This window comes from Vibrio sp. VGrn 2, assembly GCF_009361695.1.
Taxonomy (GTDB): Bacteria; Pseudomonadota; Gammaproteobacteria; order Enterobacterales; family Vibrionaceae; genus Vibrio; species Vibrio diabolicus.
On the sequence record NZ_RBWD01000004.1, the window covers coordinates 147,126 to 165,802 of the forward strand.

The window sequence follows — 18,677 nt, forward strand, 5'->3', positions numbered from 1 at the left end:
TTAGAACAACTTAAAATCTTTAAAAATCAGTAAGTTAAGATATATTTAGGCACTTTTATTACTAGTTTTTCAATATCAGATTGATTGCTTGAATAACCAGTTGAATGCCAAGTGTGTGTATCCAATACAATCCCTTCACCAGCGCCTAAAGTAATAATCGAACCTAAATCAGACTCACATAACTCATAATCACCATCAGAATTATATTCTTCAATAGATATTCTGTTATCACTTTCGTTCACTAATATCAGTTCACAACCTTTTAAAACCACATGAATATCTATATTGTACTTATGTTTTTCATACAATAGAGTTTGGTTGAGAGGTAATTTTTTCGTCTTATATTTTAATCTTATAATTGAAATATCGCTTTCTTTAATTTCGTTTTTTCCCATATCCAGCTCATCTAAATTATCTAAAAAATATTCTATTATATTAGATGAATTTTCAGGGATTGACTTTAGTATATCTTTAATATCTAAAACCTTGTTTAACAAATGATATCTCCTTCATCATAATTCTTATTCGCGATCTTTCCTATTAATTGACTCATGGATGTATAAACACCATCTTCAGTATGCATTTTTAGACCTAAATTTTCTTTTTTGAATTGTTCACCTTTTCTAATATATTTATTAGCGACAACCTTTTTTTGACGATTTCGATAAACCAACTCTTCTTTTGATAAATTAAAAGATGAAGATTCTTCTTCGTCAAAATAACTAGAGACTCGTTTTAAGTCCGAAATATAAAACTTCATTTCTTCAACAGTAAATGCTGACTGAGAATCTGTTCTGTTTTTTTCTAAAGTTATATGCTTTTCAAAAAGACGAGCTCCAAGTAAGTAGGCATAATGAGAAGAGTAATAAGCATCATTCGAAGTAGGAGCGCTATGGTCAGCGTAACCTAATAACAACTCGGGATATTTAGTTGATAGATATTTTATTCTACTCAATTTTACATCTTTAAGTTCACTAGGATACGCTTGAAACCCACAAATAAAGCAAATATTCTTATTTCCGAATTTCGCCAGTACTTCAGTTAGCTCTTCGACAGTTCTTCCTCCGATACCAAACGCAATAGTCTTTTTTCCCAATATTTTAACTATATTGGAAACTAATTTAAGATCATAGAAGGACACAGAATGAATTTCTATATATTCTACAGATGCCCGCTTACATAGCCTAACCGACTCGCAACATAAAGGCATCAGAAATAGTTTAAGACCTAAACTCTCAACATAATCAAATACTTTCAACCATTGCTCTTTCGTGAAGCACCAGCTTTTAACCAGTTGGTAAGACTCACTTTTTTTACTAACAAAACTATCATAGTCTATTAATACTTGAAATTTTATATGAGAAACACCGGATTGTGCAGCAGAATCAATCAGATTGTAAAGGTACTCAATATCACCTTCGTGATTAAATGCAGTTTCCGCAACAATAACTAAATCATTTTTGTTTCTATTACACATTGTGAACTCTCTACTCTTTTCTTCTGCTCTTTAATAAAGTCTCCAAACGAAATTGTTTTATCATAAGGAAGTTTAATTTCCGTATCTAATGAAATTTTTTTAAACAGTTCTCTTTTTTCTTTGAATAGCTTACAAATATTAATAAGGCTCAAACTATCGGGATCGCTACCTAGCTCACCAATAACGTCTTTAACTAATGTTAAATCTTGAGGAGTATCCACAGTAATACTGTACTGTCCCATATCATCTATTGATTTTATCACGCCACAACGAAACTTAGTTGGGTCGAAAATATATAACATTAGGTATTCACTAACACTAATATCCATTGTCTCATATAGTTCAAACAAAGCTTGTGATTTAATGACTTCGGCAGTTGCACCAATCGGAACACCAGATAATCTACAATAATCTAATTCATTTTCAATGCATAGGTTGACCTGCTCGTCGATATACTCACCCGCGACAAAAATATTATCACCGGTAATACGAACTATATAGTCTGCACTCTCATTCTTAGCAACACTAACAAGTCGTTCAATAACAGCATCTGCAGCGCCTCTATAAATAGAAATTTCATTTCTTTCAGCAGTATCAACTAATATGTCATCACAATTTTCATCAGATGTGCAAAGGTAAATTTTATCTGTTAATTTTGACTTTTTTGTCTTGCTAATAATAATATCTAGCATTGATTTATCATAGCTAGGTGTGACCGCCCTAAGAACTTTTAGTGGCAATCGATTTGACGTTGTGCGAGCTACTATACAGGAGATAACTTTCATAATTTACTCTTCTACTTACATCCAGCTACTTCTTCATTGGCTAGTTGATAATCATCAGGATTACCAATATCTATCCAATAATCGTTAAGTTGATAAGCCATCGTTTTCTCGCCACTACTATTTATTTCTAAAAATAGACTAGGCATATCATAAAAAGTGTCTTGAGGAATGTGGTCTACTACGCTTGGATTCAAAACATATATTCCAGCATTGATACTATAAGTGCACTTTGGTTTTTCTTTAATTCCCTCAATATTACCAAGTTTATCTATCTCGATAACACCGAAAGGTACAGTATACTCATAATCACGAACGCACATAGTCGCTGAGCAATTATTATCTAAGTGCATTGACAATAAATCCGGATAGTTGACCATTGAGATAACGTCAGCATTAGTAACAATAAAAGGTTCATTTAATTTATGTTTTATTAAACTTAACGCGCCAGCCGTTCCTAACCTCTTACTTTCATTTACATACTCAATATTTACCCCAAATTTTTGACCATCCTGTAAAAAATCCTCTATAACTTCCTTTTTATAATTGGTTGAAATGATAAAATCTCGGAAGCCATGTCCACGAAACCTTTCAATTATATGCAAAATTATTGGTTTTTCAGCGACATTTAACATTGGTTTCGGGGTAGTCTTTGTTAGTTCCCCTAGTCTACTCCCTAACCCTCCAGCCATAATGACAACTTTATTATCGTGTTGCTCAAAAAGGTTTTCATCAAGGCAAAACACATCAACCAAGTTATTGAGATCATCAACAATTAGCATCTGTTTGAGGTGATATTTACCTAACTGTTGCTTTACAAATTCTTTTGTTTCAGTATTTCTGCATGTCCGAGGCTTTCGGTTAACTAAACCTTCAACATTCAAATTATCATTTAGCAAACATCGTCTGATATCACCATCAGTTACTAGACCAACAAGCTTGCCGTTATTAGTAATTGCGACATACCCTTGGCCTCCAAAATTTAGAGCCTCCACAATATCTTTAGCATTTGAGATGCGAATCTCTTCTAGAGTTATCATCACCACACCTTTAAATTAAATCTTCTTTTGTTAAGATATGATCATATGATAGATTTTTGTTAACTTTCATACCAATTATAAACTCCATCATTTCTGGTTTTAGACCTGTCCCTGGTCGTTTAAAGTCCAGATCACTTTCTTTTATTACTTCACCTTTAGCAAGATCTCGAGTCAAAACGATACTTCTTCGAAATTCAGCCTTCTTCTCATCAGATTCTGGGGCCGTGATTCTGTAGCTTCCCATAGCATTAGAAATGCGTTCACTTCCTAAAACTATCGCTTCCATTTCGTCAAAATTTGCTGAGACTTTATGATCCCAACCTTCCATGTTCTTATCTAAGGTAAAGTGTTTTTCTAATACACAAGCTCCAATAGCTACCGAAGCAAGTGGGATTTCAATTCCAATTGTGTGATCAGAAAAACCAATACTATACTCTGGGTACGTGGCCATGAGAGTTTTTATGTTATTCAAGTTTACATCCGTATCGACAGGCGGATATGTGGAAACACAATGAAGAATTACTATATTTCGATTTCCAGCAGCCTCAATACATTTAACCGCTTTATCTATTTCATGCAATTCACTCAAACCTGTTGATATGATGATCGGCTTATTGAACCTTGCTAAATAATCGAGAAAAGGAAGATTGTTAAGATCCATCGATGCAACTTTTATAAAAGGAGTATCGAGTTTATCCACCAAAAAGTCTGCTTCTTTTTTACTGAAAGGCGTTGATGTACATTCGATACCAATCTCATCAGCAAAAGACTTCATTTCCAAAAGCTCAGACTCGGATATAGAGTAAGCCTCAACTATTTCTTCTAACGTAAAGTCGTCACGATCTCTATAATCATCCGCAATGAAATAGTTATCTTCATATTTCTTTTTTGCAAAAATGCTATCTTTCGACCAACTTTGAAATTTTACACAGTCAGCTCCAGAACGTTTTGCTTCGACGATTAACCTTTTTGCAAGCTCCATATCACCATTATGATTTGAACCCAGTTCAGCAATAATATATGGTTTGCGAGAGTTTATTTTTTTTTCAATATTCGTTAGTTTCATGTTACCTACTTGTTATTCTTGATAACTTCCCACCAAAGAAGTGGTGATTCGTTATTTTTTTGATTCATTTCTAAAATCTTCTCACAACCATCTACTTGATTGAGTTGATCCATCAACTTATGGTTTGAGTCGAATTCAGCTTGAAAAGCATCACTAATGGTCAACATATGTTTATAGTGAATCTCACGTACTTCCAATGATTGCTTTAAGCTCTCTTTTGTCACATCACCTATACCTACTGTATTTTCTTGATGTTGACGATAATATGTAATCGCTTGATTAGTAAACACTGCGCGCTTTGATTGGTATAACAGTCGGGTAAAAAGAAACCAGTCAACTGCAATTAATGTACTTGGAAAAAGCAAAGTATCAGCCTCCAAACCCACTAACCTTATTGCAGTATTCGATAATCCAAACAAATTTTTGTCGCGAATAAAATCCAGAGATATCTCATCCCCATCAGTAATACGTGATGATAATATTTTCACTGCAAGTTCTTTGTTTTCATTAAATGCAGTCAAATCATTAACAACAATATCATACTCTCTGAGTAATTCGATCGAATGAGCTATTCGATTTTCTGAGAAATGGTCGTCAATATCGGCAAACACCGCTACTTCATACTGATTCTTTAAAGCAAATTGACACATTGCCTCTCGGTTTTTCGCTATATTTCCCGCAGACTCTAATTCAATAATATTTAAATTGGAATATAAGTTCTTAAGTACATTCAAATTACCAAACCCATCATTGACTAGGATAATATCAAAACCTTTCACTGTTTGGCGCTCCAACGACTTGAAGTAGTCGTGAACATATTCTTCATTAATAGGAAAGATCGTCGTCAAAACCGCAGTCTTAAACGGCACTAATGGTTGATATGTTTTTACATAACAACTGCCAGCTTTGATAAAGGCCTTAGATTCCGTTTTGACCCCTTGTACCACCACCGCGTTACTTCCAATAAATGATCCAGTAGCAACCTCAGCTCCGCCATTGACTACAGCTCCTGTTGAAATATGACAATGAGCTGCAATTAGTGCATCATGCTCAATCAATGATTTGGTATTAATAATACAATTATCTGACACTTGTGCACCTGCATTGATCAGGGCATCGTGCATAACAATAACGCCCTTCCCTATTTGAGCAGTTCGCGAAACATGTGCCCGAGGAGAAATAACTGTTGCCAATTGAGCATTTAAACTCAGGAGCTGCGTGTACAAAAGTTCACGAATACTACTAGATTGAATCTGCCCCACGGTAATTAAAAAATGGCATCCTTTAGCAATATATTTCGAAATAGCCTCATCAGTATCCAGTATGGGATAACCTAACAAAGTTGTACCAATCTTATCATTACTGTCTAAGATACCTTGAATTCGGTATTTTCCTTGAGATTCGATCACATCAATGCAAGCAGCGCAATGCCCTCCACCGCCGATAAGGATCAAATTTATCATCATCACCTCCGCGTTACCGGGCTACTAGGTAAGTTTACCAACCTTTGTTCTAGTAACTCTGAAACACTTAAATCATCGCGTATCACATTCTCAAACATAGGTAACCTATGCATGAGCTGCCAAATAGGTCGAGTCATCACACCAGAGCCATTTGTGCAAGCTAGCACCTCTTCGCGACTTTCTTTATCCGGACAGACAATTGCATTTAACCAGTAGTTTGACTTCGCATACTCTGGCTCAGTGACAAAGTTAAAATCTGTACCTTTGAAGAAGTTTTTATAGCCTTCTGCAAGCAATCTCTTTTGCTTCAAATACTGCTCGATAACTTCCATCTGTGCGCATCCCAGTGCAGCATTCAGGTTAGGCATACGGTAGTTAAAGCCAGGTTCATCATGGAAAAACTCATAAGGATGAGGAACTTTTGCTGTCGTCGTGACATGCTTAGTACGTGCACCTAATTCTTGAGTCTTACATAACACCATGCCACCACCACCTGTGGTGATGATCTTATTACCATTGAAGCTGACAGCACCAAAATCACCAATAGTACCGGTATGTTTGCCCTTATAGAACGAGCCTAGACTTTCTGCGGCATCTTCAACCAACGTGATGTTCCATTTCAAGCAAACGGCAACCAGTTCATCAAGCTCTACAGGGTGACCAAACGTGTGCATTGGTACAACGGCTTTGATTCTTCTACCTGTTTTTTTATGGATACACCCCACGTCTGTGACTTCAGCATTCTCTTCTAAAAATGCATCCACAGCCTTAGGGCACAACCCTAAACTCACCGGTGAAACATCAACAAAAATCGGCTCAGCTCCCATATGATAAAGAGCATTACAGGTAGCAACGAACGTCAATGCTTGTGTGATGACCAGATCGCCTCTTTGAACATCAGCCATGTACAATGCCGCATGCAATGCTGCTGTTCCATTCACTGTCGCTACAGCTTTAGTCGTACCAGTGTAAGCTTCAATTTTTCTCTCAAAATCATCAACAAACTTACCGACGCTAGAAACAAATGTACTTTCAATCGTTTCCATTACGTACGCTTTTTCGTTGCCATCAAACGTTGGTGCATGTAAGGGAATAAATTCGTCTGTTTTGTAAGTATCTCTCACAAATTCAACAATAGTTGTCGCTTTCATTGAATACTCCACTTACATCTTGCTATCGAGGTATTTACCCGTTTCTTTGTGCCCAAAACCAGGGATCATAGTAAAGAACAGTTTCACAATCTGCTCTTTAGTCCAAGCTCGCTCACCTTTCATCTCAGAGATGCTGTTTTCAAACAAAGTAAGCAGATCTTGCTCATAAAGAGGGTCATTTTTGATGATGCCCAGATTTTCGAATCGAGACATATCCAACTCTTCTTTATCTGTAAAAAACTCTTCGAAGTCTTTTTCACCCGTTGTATCACTTGCAGTAAACAAACATGGCCACTTACCTTGCTCTGGGAGCGTATGCGCAAGCTGGCGAGCTTCTTCTTCTGTCTCACATAAGTGAGGTTCGTAGCCAAGCTGCTCTAGGTATTTCACGGCAATATCTGCAAACGAGATAAGGTGCAGAGCTTCACTCAATTTAGGGAAGAAAATGTCACGATTCTCTCCAAAGATACAAGACATCAAACATAACTCACCCGACTCTTGCGGAGTAACAAAGTAACGTTTGATGTCATTAGGAGCAACGATAGGCTGACGTTTTTGAATACGCTGGTTAAACCCATGTAGCAACGAGCCATCAGAGAATGCAACATTCGCAAATCGCGCCGTTGAGATTGCCATTTGCTCACTTTTGCGCATCAGGAACATTTCCATAATACGCTTGGATGCCCCCATCATATTGACTGGGTTTGCAGCTTTATCTGTAGAAACACAAAAGTACTTCTTCGCGCCAGCATCAATAGACTGCTGAATAGTTTTGTCCGTGTTAAACACATTCACATCGATCATACGCATCAATGTGTAAGGGTCTTTTTCACTTCTAACATGCTTAAGCGCAGATAAGTTCAGTATGTAATCAAACTTACCATCGGCTTTAATGAATGCGTCGTACTCTAGAGAACCAATGTCCAAGGCAAACGTTTGGAAGTCACCATCAATGTAACCAAACGAACTACGGATATCTCGAACTAGTTCCACCATGTTATTTTCACTAATATCGACAACATGAAGCTTCTTAGGGTTACGCTTGAAGATTTCTTTAGTTACGGCTTGGCCAATTGAACCTGCACCTCCTAAGACAAGAAAACTTGATTCAGAAACAATGCGTGATAGCTCTGCTTCATGGTTTTCAATATCTTGTGTAAACAACGCTTCCGTGCGGCCAATCAGTGGCAAAATCTGATTCATTTTCGATACCTAACTTAAATTAATTACTTCATCCAAAATTTTTCCACAAACTGAGATGCTTTTTTTGTTCAAAGTGTGGTTACTGCTTTTTAACTACTTGGTTTATTTATTACCAACTCCTGATTAGTACGAACAGCTTGAAGCTAATCCATACGTCCTTCTTTACGGAATGTAAAATTTACTAAAACTACTGCTATACCAAGCATACCACCTAGTAAAGTACCTAACATACAAATCAGAGCTCGTTTTGGGCCATCTTTAAGTTCAGGAACAACTGCTGGGTCCACAACCTTAAAGATGAACTCTTCCTGTACCTCAGCCAACATCAAGCTCTTGGTTTGTTCTTCTATAAGCTTATAGAATGTACTCTGCATGTCAGTAACAGCAGTTTTCTGTAGCTGGGTGTTCAAATAAGCTAAGTTTTGTGAAGTTTCGGCAATAGTGCGCTCACGCATCACGTTGTTGATATCTTCAATCAACCAATTCACCCATTGCTGAGCTACGTATGGGGAGTAGTATTTTACTGAAACGGTGTATAAACCACTCTCTTTATCTTGGCTAATATTGAGCACTTCTTTATTGAATACTTCGAAAGCTTCTTGCGCAGATGGTGTTGAACTACGTAGACCATTGGGTTCACGCAACCACTCACCTGTGTTTGGATTATAAAGCTCTTCATCTAAGATGAGCTTGTTATTTGTTAAATCCCAATCTGTTGCTGCCATTAAAGGTACAAGCAAATCATGTTTGTTAATGAATGCTTCAACAAACTGGCGAGATTTCATTACTTGCACAGCTAAATCCGTTTGAGAAGATTCACTTGTACCAAGGTTAACGCCAGCTAGTGCTGCTAATCCGCCAAGTTGGCCTGCCATTTTTGATAGACCTCCTCCATTTGAACTTTCTGCCGGCGCTAATAAAGCGTCGGCTTTGTAGATGTTTGGTAGACTTAGGGCGTAAAGCACTGCGCTAACTGCGAAGACAAATGTAGTCGCAATAACGATCCACTTTCCTTTCCATAATGCTTTGAAAAGCTCACGCAGATCGATTTCATCATCTGTGGGTTGGGGTGGGTATGGTAGATAATTTGGATTGGGTTCTTTTTGTGGTTCCATTGGTTTTTAATCCTAAGCTCTGAGGTTCGTTATATTGGACTCAGAGATTGGTGAAATTTGATAGATTGTTCTCCGACTTTCAAAACACAACCACGCTGTGACAAGATTCCTAGTCTCGCTTCGGCTCGCTGGAATGACGGGCTACGGCTTAACAATGCCACTATTGGTGTTAAGAGTAGTATTTGCCGTTTTGATCAATAAAATTGAGCTTATGTAACTTCTATCGTTACATAAGCTCTTACTATTATTGTATTTCTAATCTTGTTTTAAGCTGATTGGAATGACCTTGTCGTTCCTTACTTCAACGCGTTGATCGCTACACCTGTTTGGTAAAGGATCTGTGTGGCAGCAGTCCACGTGCTTAATGCATCGCGATAGTCCGTATCGATTGGTACAACAATAGTATCACCAGCCTTTAGCTCTTCATGATTGTTACCGAACCAGTAGCCTGATGTTGGTTTGTAAACCGAGCCGTCTGCGCGTACAACGAAGATACGGTCTTCGTCTGCTTGTTTTTTCGCGCCGCCGGCTTTGTTCAGGTAATCATCCACATCTAGCTTGTTATCCAGTAGATATGTAATAGGAACTTGAACTTCACCCATGATCGAAACCGTGTTTCGAAAAGTTGGCACAAATAGGAAGTCACCGTCTTCTAGCATAAAGTCGGCAGAACGCTCCTCTTTTAGGATGCGATTAAGCTGCACTACCATGCGACCAAGAGCTTTGCTGCGGCTTGCTTCTTCAACAAACTTTAATGTTTTGTCTGGGTCTGAGATCACCGAACCTATATTGCTGTCTACACGAAAGGTTTTTTTCGCTGTCTCTGCTCGCATATCTGCGGCATATTGGTTTAATAGCTTTTGCTCTTTAAGGCGTAAAGCCTCACGAGTGAAGATAGCCCCTTGCGGATGTGCAAATTCGGTTAAACCACCAGCACGTTCAAGTAACTCCCCTAAGGTCTCTCCTTGACGAACAGTATAAGTACCAGGGAAGCGAACTTCACCTTGCAGTGTTACTGTGCTTTGCAGTTTGACATTGGGCTTCTCAAGAATGTTTAGGCGATCACGACCAACAATAACGACATCGTCAGCGGAGCTACCCTTGATAGCTTGGCGTAAATCAATACGCTCAACATCAATAGAAGCGCGCTCATCTCTACTGTTTATTACTGTACGAGCTAACTCGGCGTTGATGGTGAATGCGTTATAAGTTAAACCACCAGCAGCTTCAATTAAGGTAGAAATCGTCATACGTGGGGTGATTGGATAACGCCCAGGGTGTTTTACCTCACCGAAGACTTCTGCAATCTGCGGAGCCAAACCCAAACGCGATTGCTGTTGAAGCTGTAGCAAAACAGGAGCAAGTAACGTGCGGCGCGTATTTTGTTTTAATGCTTCAAAATCTTCTTTGGTAATTTCTTTGCCACGGAATATGATTTTCGGCTGTTCTGATTCTTCAATTGAAGATTGCCTCTTCGACACATTGCCTGTCGCTGAAGATATTGCAACAGAAGAGCTCATAACTTCTTGCTCTTTTTGTTGATCCAGCTCGGCTTTAAATTGTGCTTGCTCAAGCGTTTTCGCTTTCGTAACCGTATCTTGATTTGCAAGTGTATCTAAATCTTCATTATTGAAACGGTTAAATACCAGCACTCGATCACGTGAGTTTAACTTTAGGTTATCTTTGCCGCTCGGCGAAAGAATCGCGTTAGCAAGGTTAACTTGGTAAACCTCGATATCGCGTTGAGGGTTAATCTCACGCACAACAACAGCATAGCTTACATCTGCAGTAGAATTGAATGAGGTATCAACGGATTGGAATAAATCTGCAATACGCAGCCCGTTTTTCCACTCTATAAAGCCCGGATGACGAACATCACCTTCAATTTGTACGTAACGAGTCAGCTCTTCATTTTTCTTAAGCACATTAACCGCATCACCATCTTTGACTTTAGTTTGCTGGTCATGTGACTGACTAAAGTTCAGTGTTAATGCATCGCGAGCACCTTTTGTTGCGTAACGCTTCAGTTCAATTTGATCGCTATATGCGTTAGCCGTAAAACCACCCGCCATTTGTATGGCTTGCTTATAGGTTTCACCTGGCTTGATTTCATAGATTGCCGGGCGGTTTACTTCGCCATCAATCGAAATCGTGTCACCCAATGCACCGATGAAGACCACGTCTCCTGGCAACAAGCGGATATCATTACGCGCATCGCCTTTAAGTAACAGGTCATACATATCAAGTTTACGAATTACCTGACCATTGCGCTTAAGTTGCACATTACGAAGGGCGCCACTCTCACTAAAGCCACCGCTGTAATAAATCGCTTGAGAGATCGTAGTTAGGGCGCTCACCGTGTAAGCGCCAGGCTTGTAGGCATCACCCATTACAAAAACTTGCATGGTGCGCATTTCACCCAATGAAATATCGCTACGAACCCCGATCATTTGCTCTTTTACACGCTGGTTTAAAGAATCACGCACGTCAGAGAATGTCATGCCTGCCACTTGAACAGGACCAAGGGAAGGGAAGTTGATGATGCCTGCACGATTAACACGAAGACGATGCGTTGTGTTTTCTTTACCAAAAAGTTGGATAACGATTTCATCACCAGCTCCTACCGTGTAGTCAGCCGGAACAGGTACGTCACTGATTGGTGCAAATGTCGTCGGTGAACCCGCAAATAAATCTAGACCAAAGCGCTTTAGACCTTGCTCATTTTTTTCTGGGTCTTCTGAGTCGTTAGCTTTTGCCTCAACAGTACTACTAGCAGCCGGGCGTTGCTCAATCACTTGAGGGTTTTGATAACTACTTGGCTGAGAAGAAGCGCCGGAAGGAATAGAGATACCATACTTACTCGCCAATGCTTGTTGCTGGTCAGCTGGCAAGTTCTGAAACATTTGAATTTGTTCTGGGGTTGGAGTCTGCGCATTAGTAAGCGGCGCAAATAGGCTTGCTAGAATGCAAGCACCTATCGAGAAATATCCTTTGAGCATGATAATTCGCTATTTAAAGTCAGGAGTTAAAAATCCTAGCAACAAAACTAGGCGCTAGGTCTTTAATTAAAATCGGTGTTGAAAGCCAAGAGTAAGTGCGTTCAAGCGTGCCTGGTCCTCAGATGTGCTATCAACAAACTCAAAGACAACTGCATTCTGCTTGTCCAAAGCATAATGCATACCCAAGCCAAAGCTAAAACCTTGATCTTTATTAGAGCCTACATTTTGTTGGTCGATCTGGACACTAGAATAACCGGCAAGTCCATAAAGTGCTACACGCTCGGAGACAGGCATATTCAACTTAATAAAACCACTCGCAAGACTATCTAGTGCAAGTCCGCTATCTCGTTGTACAGAAGTTCCGTAACGTGCTTCAAAAGCGAGGTAATCATTGAAGAAGTAACCAGCTTGCGCTTGAAGAAGGAAAGGGTTTCCCTCGGTTACTGGAGAAGAGGAATGATGAAATTCAGCGTTAGAGTAACTTACTAACGCACCAGCATAAAAATCTGCTGAGGCAGAAAATGAGCACAAGCCTAAGCTGATTGCACTCAACGCCCCTAGCCATGGTCGTTTATTAATCACGTAAGTGTTCCTTGGGTGTCGACTGACCGCTGCACATTATGAACGACGCGCGCAGTGAATGTCTGTTAACTTTTGTCAATTTCGCTTGTGCGTTTACACGCTACCGCCCGGCGGCATTACGCGTTAGCCACTGTTCGCTGATTCCCGATCCATTCGGTTTATTGATATAAATATTCTTTTTAAGCCTCACTTTTGCGACTAACCGTTCAAAAAACAATCTTTTATAAACGCAACACAAAAGCTGGCAAATTATGCATGTATTAGCGCAAAACGGCAAGGGGGCAAAAACGTCTCAGATTTCCGTTTATGGTTCGTAAATTCTCACGAATGAGAAAAACACTGGCTGTCAGCCGCTTAAAACAGAACACCACTACGGATGCATTGAATAAAAAATGTGAACGTTTGCGTAAATTCAGAGGTGACCGGAAATAACGCAGTCGAAGGCGCATTTTGATTCAGTACAACTATCAAACCTAAGCAGTTCTCTCTTCTCAATTCTCAATTCTCAATTCTCAGTTTTGCAACAATCCTTCTTTAACGTTAGGTAAATTCACATAGGAAACTATTTACATGCTGATTGTTTTTTAACTAAAATGACTAATGGTATGTTCTAAACAGACCAAACATCGATGTTTTAAAATCTGAAATACAAGGATTAATAATGAAGAACACAGCTCTAGCTATTCTTATGGCTTTAAGCGCATCAACTGCATTTGCAGCGACTGAAGCTGGTACTACTGGTACAGCAGCAGCATCTGCAACTGGTACAACTGCAGTAGCAGTAGGTGCAGCAGCAGCAGTAACTGTAGTAGCAGTTGCAGCGTCAGACAGCGATTCAACTTCAACGTCTACTTCTACTTCTACTTCAGTAACTAAATAATTTTTTAGTGTTGTAGATATTGAAACAATCGCCCTGATCTATTCAGGGCGATTTTATTTGTAATGAGGGAATGATGAACACTCTTCTATCGCAAAAATGGATGCGCTTACTTATTGCCCTACCATTACTGAGCTCAATCTTTGGCTGTACACAAAAATTCAATGACGTATCCGCTACCGTCCAAGAAGCTTATGGTAACTACATCGATGTTGAACTAACGCCAGAAGAAATTGAAGCAGTTCCTTATGCCAGTGCTTACCTGAAAATAGGTTCCCAAAAACAGGTTTTTGTAGTGTTAGCTTTCGCCGAACCAAATCCATTAACCGGCAATACACAACTAAAGTGGGTCAGTGCAGACAAAGCAATGGTAGTAACAGAGAACGGACATATTGTTAAAACCATTGGTTTACAAACGACCAATCTAGCGGGTATTTATGGCAACGTTCCTGCCTACTCAGCGCTCTCTTTGCAATATTCTCTTTCTTACGATTGGGCTGACAAATACCGTTATGGGTTCCCGGCTAAAGTCCAACGTTCTCGTCAAGGTAAAGAAACCGTCATAACCCCTATTTCTTCTACCTCTACTGATGTTTATACCGAGGTTGTAACGTTTACCAGCTTAGAAAAAACTGTAGAAAACCAATACTGGGTAAACGGTAAAGGAGAAGTAGTGAAAACACGTCAACACTTAGGTCCAAACATGGTGCCTGTTGAATTGACGATTCTGAAAGGGTACAGAAAATCATGAATAAGCGACTGCTATCTTTATTAAGCCTAAGTTTAACGGCAACGATTCTGGCGACACCGACTACCGTTCAAGCTAAAAATCACACCTTACCACCGCTCAATATAGAACTTGTCGGAACGGACAAAACATTGCAGTTCCAACAAGCGGCACGTTTAGAGAGCGTACTTAAGCATGCACAAGAACAACAAATCGCCCTGCAATACCCTTTAGCTGTGACTCTATTTGATAATTCCGAATCAGCAGTGCAAAGAAGTACTGCCTTAAAGAATTCGGTGTTAAACCAAATGATTCAACATAATTTAGTTGCGCACCCATTTTACAAGTTTATCCAACGAAGCCAGTTTGCACCTCGCGTGCTGTCGGCCATTGATGTTGATCGCATCCGTCTGGATAAATTTGATAACCCTCTTTTACAAGGTCAACTTGCGTTAAGTGCACCAAAACGCAAAGAGAAAGTGTTGTATGTGGGTAACTTAGAAAAAGTCTACGCAGTAGAAAACCAAGCGGGTATCGCTCTGCATGAACAGGTCGATAATCTACGTTCAGGTGATATTGGTGAGCTCGCCTATCCGCCAATTCTAATTTACCCGGATGGCAAGGTTATTCATCCTCACCATGGCAGTTGGTTAACCACTCAATATTACTTGCCGCCACTTACCATTGTGTATATCCCATTTGATGAGTTCGAAAAATCACAAATGGATAAAGACATTGTCGCTCTGCTTGCACAACGTAAACCAACCTCATCGAAGAACTAGACATGAACCTGATCAGAACCAGTTTATCCCTTTCTTTAATGGGTCCAGCGTTGGTGTGGGCTCAAGACATACCTTTTGAAGTGCCGCCATTGCAACCATCACAAATGGACTTCGGTGGTGTCGGCTTAATGCAGATGCCAACAGGTCGTATGGCGCCTGAAGGCGAGTTTAACTTTGCTGTTACTGGCAGCGATGAGTACCTTTTCTATAACGTCACACTGCAAGTCATGCCCTGGTTAGAAACGACGATTCGCTACACCATGGTGAACGATCTTTTCTATAGTAGCGATCCAAGCTTCTCAGGTGATACCAAATACACTGACAAAGGCATCGATTTTAAAGTTCGACTTTTGCAAGAGTCAGAGTACTTGCCAGAGCTTTCTGTTGGTGTGCGTGATTTTGCAGGTACCGGTCTTTTTGATGGTGAGTTTGTTGCTGCAACAAAACGTTATTCTAACCCAAACCTTGGTACCTTTGATTTCACTTTAGGTATGGGCTGGGGCTACTTAGGTACGCGCGACAACATCAGCAACCCAGCTTGTAAGCTGTCCGATAGTTTCTGTGAGCGCCCTTCTGATTACAAAGGTAATGGTGGTAGTGTGGATTTTGAACGTTGGTTCAAAGGTTCTGCTGCACTCTTTGGTGGTGTCGAGTACCAAACTTTGCACGCGCCACTGCGATTTAAGCTTGAATACGACAGCAACGATTACAGCGAAGATTTCCCTGTGGTACGTGGTGGTGTAGACATGACACCTCATACGCCTTGGAACTTTGGTGTTCTATATCGTTTAGGACATATGGCAGATTTGCGCTTGAGCTACGAGCGCGGAGATACGTTAGTTGCTGGCGTGAGTCTTTACACTAACTTCAATGATATGCCATCTTTCTGGCGTGATACACCAACACCAGAAGTTGAAGACAAGCAACCAGAGCAACTGTCTGATGTAGATTGGGAACGTGTTACCGAGGAGCTGGATAAAATTGCTGGCTACCAAAATACCCAACTCTATGTTAAAGACAATACCATTTCGGTTGTCGGCGAGCAGAAAAAGTATCGTGATCGCAATGAAGCTCATGAAAAAGCGGCGGCAGTCCTTTATAACGAAATGCCAGACAACATTGATACCTTTACTATCAATGAACGCAGTCGTGGTCTGATCGGCGATCAAACGGTTATCTCCAAAGAGAAATACCGTGACTTTGCAGAAGTTAACTACATCAATCCAAATATCGAAGATGCAACATCGACCTCGAGCGATAAACCGCAAGGTAAACCTGCTTACGATGGTTTTGAGCGCTTTGATTGGGGCTTTTCACCAAAACTGGCTCAGACCTTAGGCAACCCAGAAGAGTTCTATCTGTTCAGTGTCGGTTTAAGTGGTAGCGCGTCTTACTGGCTGACAGATAACCTAGAAATTGGTGGCTCGCTATACTGGGATTGGTACAACAACTACGACAAGTTTAACTACGTCACCCCACCAGACGGCACTTCGATTCCTCGTGTACGTACCATGTTCCGTGCTTATCAAAATGAACACGCGGTAACCATGTCCAACCTACAGTTAACTTGGTTCCAAGAGTATTCAGATACCATGGACCTGCAATTCTACGCGGGCTATCTGGAGAGCATGTTTGCCGGAGTCGGTACCGAGTTTCTTTACCGACCACAAGGAGCTAACTGGGCGATTGGCGCTGACGTCAACTTAATTTCTCAACGTGATCCACAAAGTTACTTCGGTGTTTACGATGAGAAATGGCAAAATGTGCCAGAATATGGACGTCCGTTCCAAGTTGTAGATAAAGGCTTTACTGGTTTTGTGTCGGGTTATTACTACCCTCAATGGGATTTCCTACAAGATTTGATGATTCAAGTTGATGTTGGTCAGTTCCTAGCGGGTGATATCGGTACACAAGTGAATGTATCTAAACAGTTCAAGAGTGGTGTCATTGCAGGTGCATTCGCATCAATCAGTGATTTGTCGGCTGACGAATTCGGTGAAGGTAGCTTTACTAAAGGCTTCTACATTTCGATTCCATTCGACATCATGACCGTTAAGCCAAGCAACAACCGTGCGTTCTTTAGCTGGCAACCATTGACTCGCGATGGCGGTCAGAAGCTAGGTCGTAAGTACAGCTTAATTGAGTTAACCGACGAACGAAACCCTTGGTATCAAAGGCCTAACCGTTCGGATATGGAATAATAAAGTAATCAAGGGAGCTGCGGCTCCCTTTTTCATATCTAGATACTAAGTCATAGAAGACTAAAACCTATCTTACTGCTTCCAATAGCGCTAATTTCTGTTTCTTGCTAGAATTCCTGAGAAAATTTTAATCTATGGTGGAAGTCTTATGATCATCGTAACTGGTGGTGCTGGCATGATCGGCAGCAACATTGTTAAAGCACTAAACGAAGCTGGTATTAACGATATCCTGGTTGTCGACAACCTAAAAAATGGCAAAAAGTTTAAGAACTTAGTTGATCTGGACATCACAGATTACATGGATCGTGACGACTTTCTGACCCAAATTATGGCGGGCGATGATTTTGGTCCGATTGAGGCAATTTTCCATGAAGGTGCTTGTTCTGCAACGACTGAGTGGGACGGCAAGTACATGATGCTAAACAACTATGAGTACTCAAAAGAGTTGCTTCATTACTGTCTAGATCGTGAAATTCCATTCCTTTACGCCTCTTCAGCAGCCACTTACGGCGATACAGATACTTTCGTTGAAGAACGCGAATACGAAGGCGCACTGAATGTATACGGTTACTCGAAACAGCAGTTTGATAACTACGTTCGTCGTCTATGGCAAGACGCTGAAGAACATGGTGAGACCCTTTCTCAAATCACCGGCTTCCGCTACTTCAACGTATATGGCCCACGTGAAGACCACAAAGGTAGCATGGCATCAGTTGCGTTCCACCTCAACAACCAACTTAACGCAGGTGAAAATCCTAAGTTGTTCGCGGGCAGCGAATCATTTAAACGCGACTTCGTTTACGTTGGTGATGTATGCAAAGTGAACCTATGGTTCTTAGAAAACGGCGTATCAGGCATTTTTAACTGCGGTACTGGCCGTGCTGAATCTTTTGAAGAGGTAGCAAAAGCGGTTATCAAGCATCATGGCAAAGGCCAAATTGAAACCATCCCATTCCCTGAGCATCTAAAAGGCGCTTACCAAGAATTCACACAAGCCGATCTGACCAAACTGCGCGCCGCAGGCTGTGATGTTGAGTTCAAGACGGTTGCAGAAGGCGTTGCCGAATACTTAACTATCCAAAACCGTTAAGCACCACAAGGTGGCAGAACCATAACCTGCCACCTTTACTCAAGTGCAATAGCCTGTATCATTCCTTAATATCTTTTTTCTCATTTAAACCACTTCGCCAGTACACGAATAGGTAACTAGAC

16 protein-coding genes are annotated in these 18,677 nt (G+C 40.4%); 5 read left to right on the forward strand and 11 right to left on the reverse strand.

From position 1 onward, the window contains the following. Positions 1–26 precede the first annotated feature (26 nt). From D8S93_RS09295 to D8S93_RS09345, 11 genes are all read right to left on the reverse strand, one after another. Positions 27–497: a YhcH/YjgK/YiaL family protein gene (locus D8S93_RS09295; protein ID WP_152812872.1), complete on the reverse strand. Its 471-nt coding sequence runs from the start codon at positions 495–497 to the stop codon at positions 27–29. After that, positions 491–1,477: an N-acetylneuraminate synthase family protein gene (locus D8S93_RS09300; protein WP_152812874.1), complete on the reverse strand. Its 987-nt coding sequence runs from the start codon at positions 1,475–1,477 to the stop codon at positions 491–493. The genes D8S93_RS09295 and D8S93_RS09300 overlap by 7 nt, the downstream gene beginning before the upstream one ends. Further along, the gene (locus tag D8S93_RS09305; RefSeq protein ID WP_152812876.1) at positions 1,450–2,262 is read right to left on the reverse strand and encodes a cytidylyltransferase domain-containing protein; all 813 of its coding nucleotides are present in this window, start codon (positions 2,260–2,262) and stop codon (positions 1,450–1,452) included. The genes D8S93_RS09300 and D8S93_RS09305 overlap by 28 nt, the downstream gene beginning before the upstream one ends. An 11-nt stretch (positions 2,263–2,273) precedes the next feature. Further along, on the reverse strand, positions 2,274–3,299 hold the full coding sequence (locus D8S93_RS09310) for a nucleotidyltransferase family protein (protein WP_152812878.1): 1,026 nt from the start codon (positions 3,297–3,299) through the stop codon (positions 2,274–2,276). A 10-nt stretch (positions 3,300–3,309) separates the two neighbouring features. Continuing rightward, positions 3,310–4,365 (reverse strand): N-acetylneuraminate synthase family protein, encoded by a 1,056-nt coding sequence (locus D8S93_RS09315; protein ID WP_152812880.1) that lies wholly within the window; start codon positions 4,363–4,365, stop codon positions 3,310–3,312. A 5-nt stretch (positions 4,366–4,370) separates the two neighbouring features. Beyond that, positions 4,371–5,828: a NeuD/PglB/VioB family sugar acetyltransferase gene (locus D8S93_RS09320; RefSeq protein ID WP_227483967.1), complete on the reverse strand. Its 1,458-nt coding sequence runs from the start codon at positions 5,826–5,828 to the stop codon at positions 4,371–4,373. A 2-nt stretch (positions 5,829–5,830) separates the two neighbouring features. Beyond that, positions 5,831–6,979 carry a LegC family aminotransferase gene (locus D8S93_RS09325; protein ID WP_152812884.1) on the reverse strand — a complete coding sequence of 383 codons (1,149 nt, stop codon included), beginning with the start codon at positions 6,977–6,979 and terminating at the stop codon, positions 5,831–5,833. A gap of 12 nt (positions 6,980–6,991) precedes the next feature. Beyond that, a complete protein-coding gene (locus D8S93_RS09330) occupies positions 6,992–8,182 on the reverse strand; it encodes a UDP-N-acetylglucosamine 4,6-dehydratase (protein ID WP_152812886.1) in 1,191 nt (396 codons plus the stop codon). 143 nt (positions 8,183–8,325) lie between these two features. Then, entirely contained in the window at positions 8,326–9,297 is a 972-nt protein-coding gene (locus tag D8S93_RS09335) for a Wzz/FepE/Etk N-terminal domain-containing protein (RefSeq protein ID WP_152812888.1), read from the reverse strand. 296 nt (positions 9,298–9,593) lie between these two features. Then, positions 9,594–12,296, reverse strand: a complete 2,703-nt coding sequence (locus D8S93_RS09340; protein WP_152812890.1) for an SLBB domain-containing protein — start codon at positions 12,294–12,296, stop codon at positions 9,594–9,596. Between the two features lie 66 nt (positions 12,297–12,362). After that, positions 12,363–12,878 carry a porin family protein gene (locus D8S93_RS09345; RefSeq protein ID WP_017634964.1) on the reverse strand — a complete coding sequence of 172 codons (516 nt, stop codon included), beginning with the start codon at positions 12,876–12,878 and terminating at the stop codon, positions 12,363–12,365. Positions 12,879–13,539: 661 nt separating this feature from the next. Here D8S93_RS09345 and D8S93_RS09350 point away from each other — a divergent pair. The 5 genes from D8S93_RS09350 to rfaD all read left to right on the forward strand — a co-directional run bounded on the left by D8S93_RS09350 (position 13,540) and on the right by rfaD (position 18,555). Further along, the gene (locus tag D8S93_RS09350) at positions 13,540–13,758 is read left to right on the forward strand and encodes a hypothetical protein (protein ID WP_017449110.1); all 219 of its coding nucleotides are present in this window, start codon (positions 13,540–13,542) and stop codon (positions 13,756–13,758) included. A gap of 73 nt (positions 13,759–13,831) precedes the next feature. Beyond that, positions 13,832–14,506 (forward strand): YjbF family lipoprotein, encoded by a 675-nt coding sequence (locus D8S93_RS09355; RefSeq protein ID WP_193621597.1) that lies wholly within the window; start codon positions 13,832–13,834, stop codon positions 14,504–14,506. Continuing rightward, positions 14,503–15,264 (forward strand): capsule biosynthesis GfcC family protein, encoded by a 762-nt coding sequence (locus D8S93_RS09360; protein WP_152812894.1) that lies wholly within the window; start codon positions 14,503–14,505, stop codon positions 15,262–15,264. The genes D8S93_RS09355 and D8S93_RS09360 overlap by 4 nt, the downstream gene beginning before the upstream one ends. Positions 15,265–15,266: 2 nt before the next feature. After that, on the forward strand, positions 15,267–17,465 hold the full coding sequence (locus D8S93_RS09365; protein ID WP_152812896.1) for a YjbH domain-containing protein: 2,199 nt from the start codon (positions 15,267–15,269) through the stop codon (positions 17,463–17,465). Between the two features lie 148 nt (positions 17,466–17,613). After that, the gene (rfaD, locus tag D8S93_RS09370) at positions 17,614–18,555 is read left to right on the forward strand and encodes an ADP-glyceromanno-heptose 6-epimerase (protein WP_048626024.1); all 942 of its coding nucleotides are present in this window, start codon (positions 17,614–17,616) and stop codon (positions 18,553–18,555) included. The last annotated feature ends 122 nt before the right edge of the window (positions 18,556–18,677 follow it).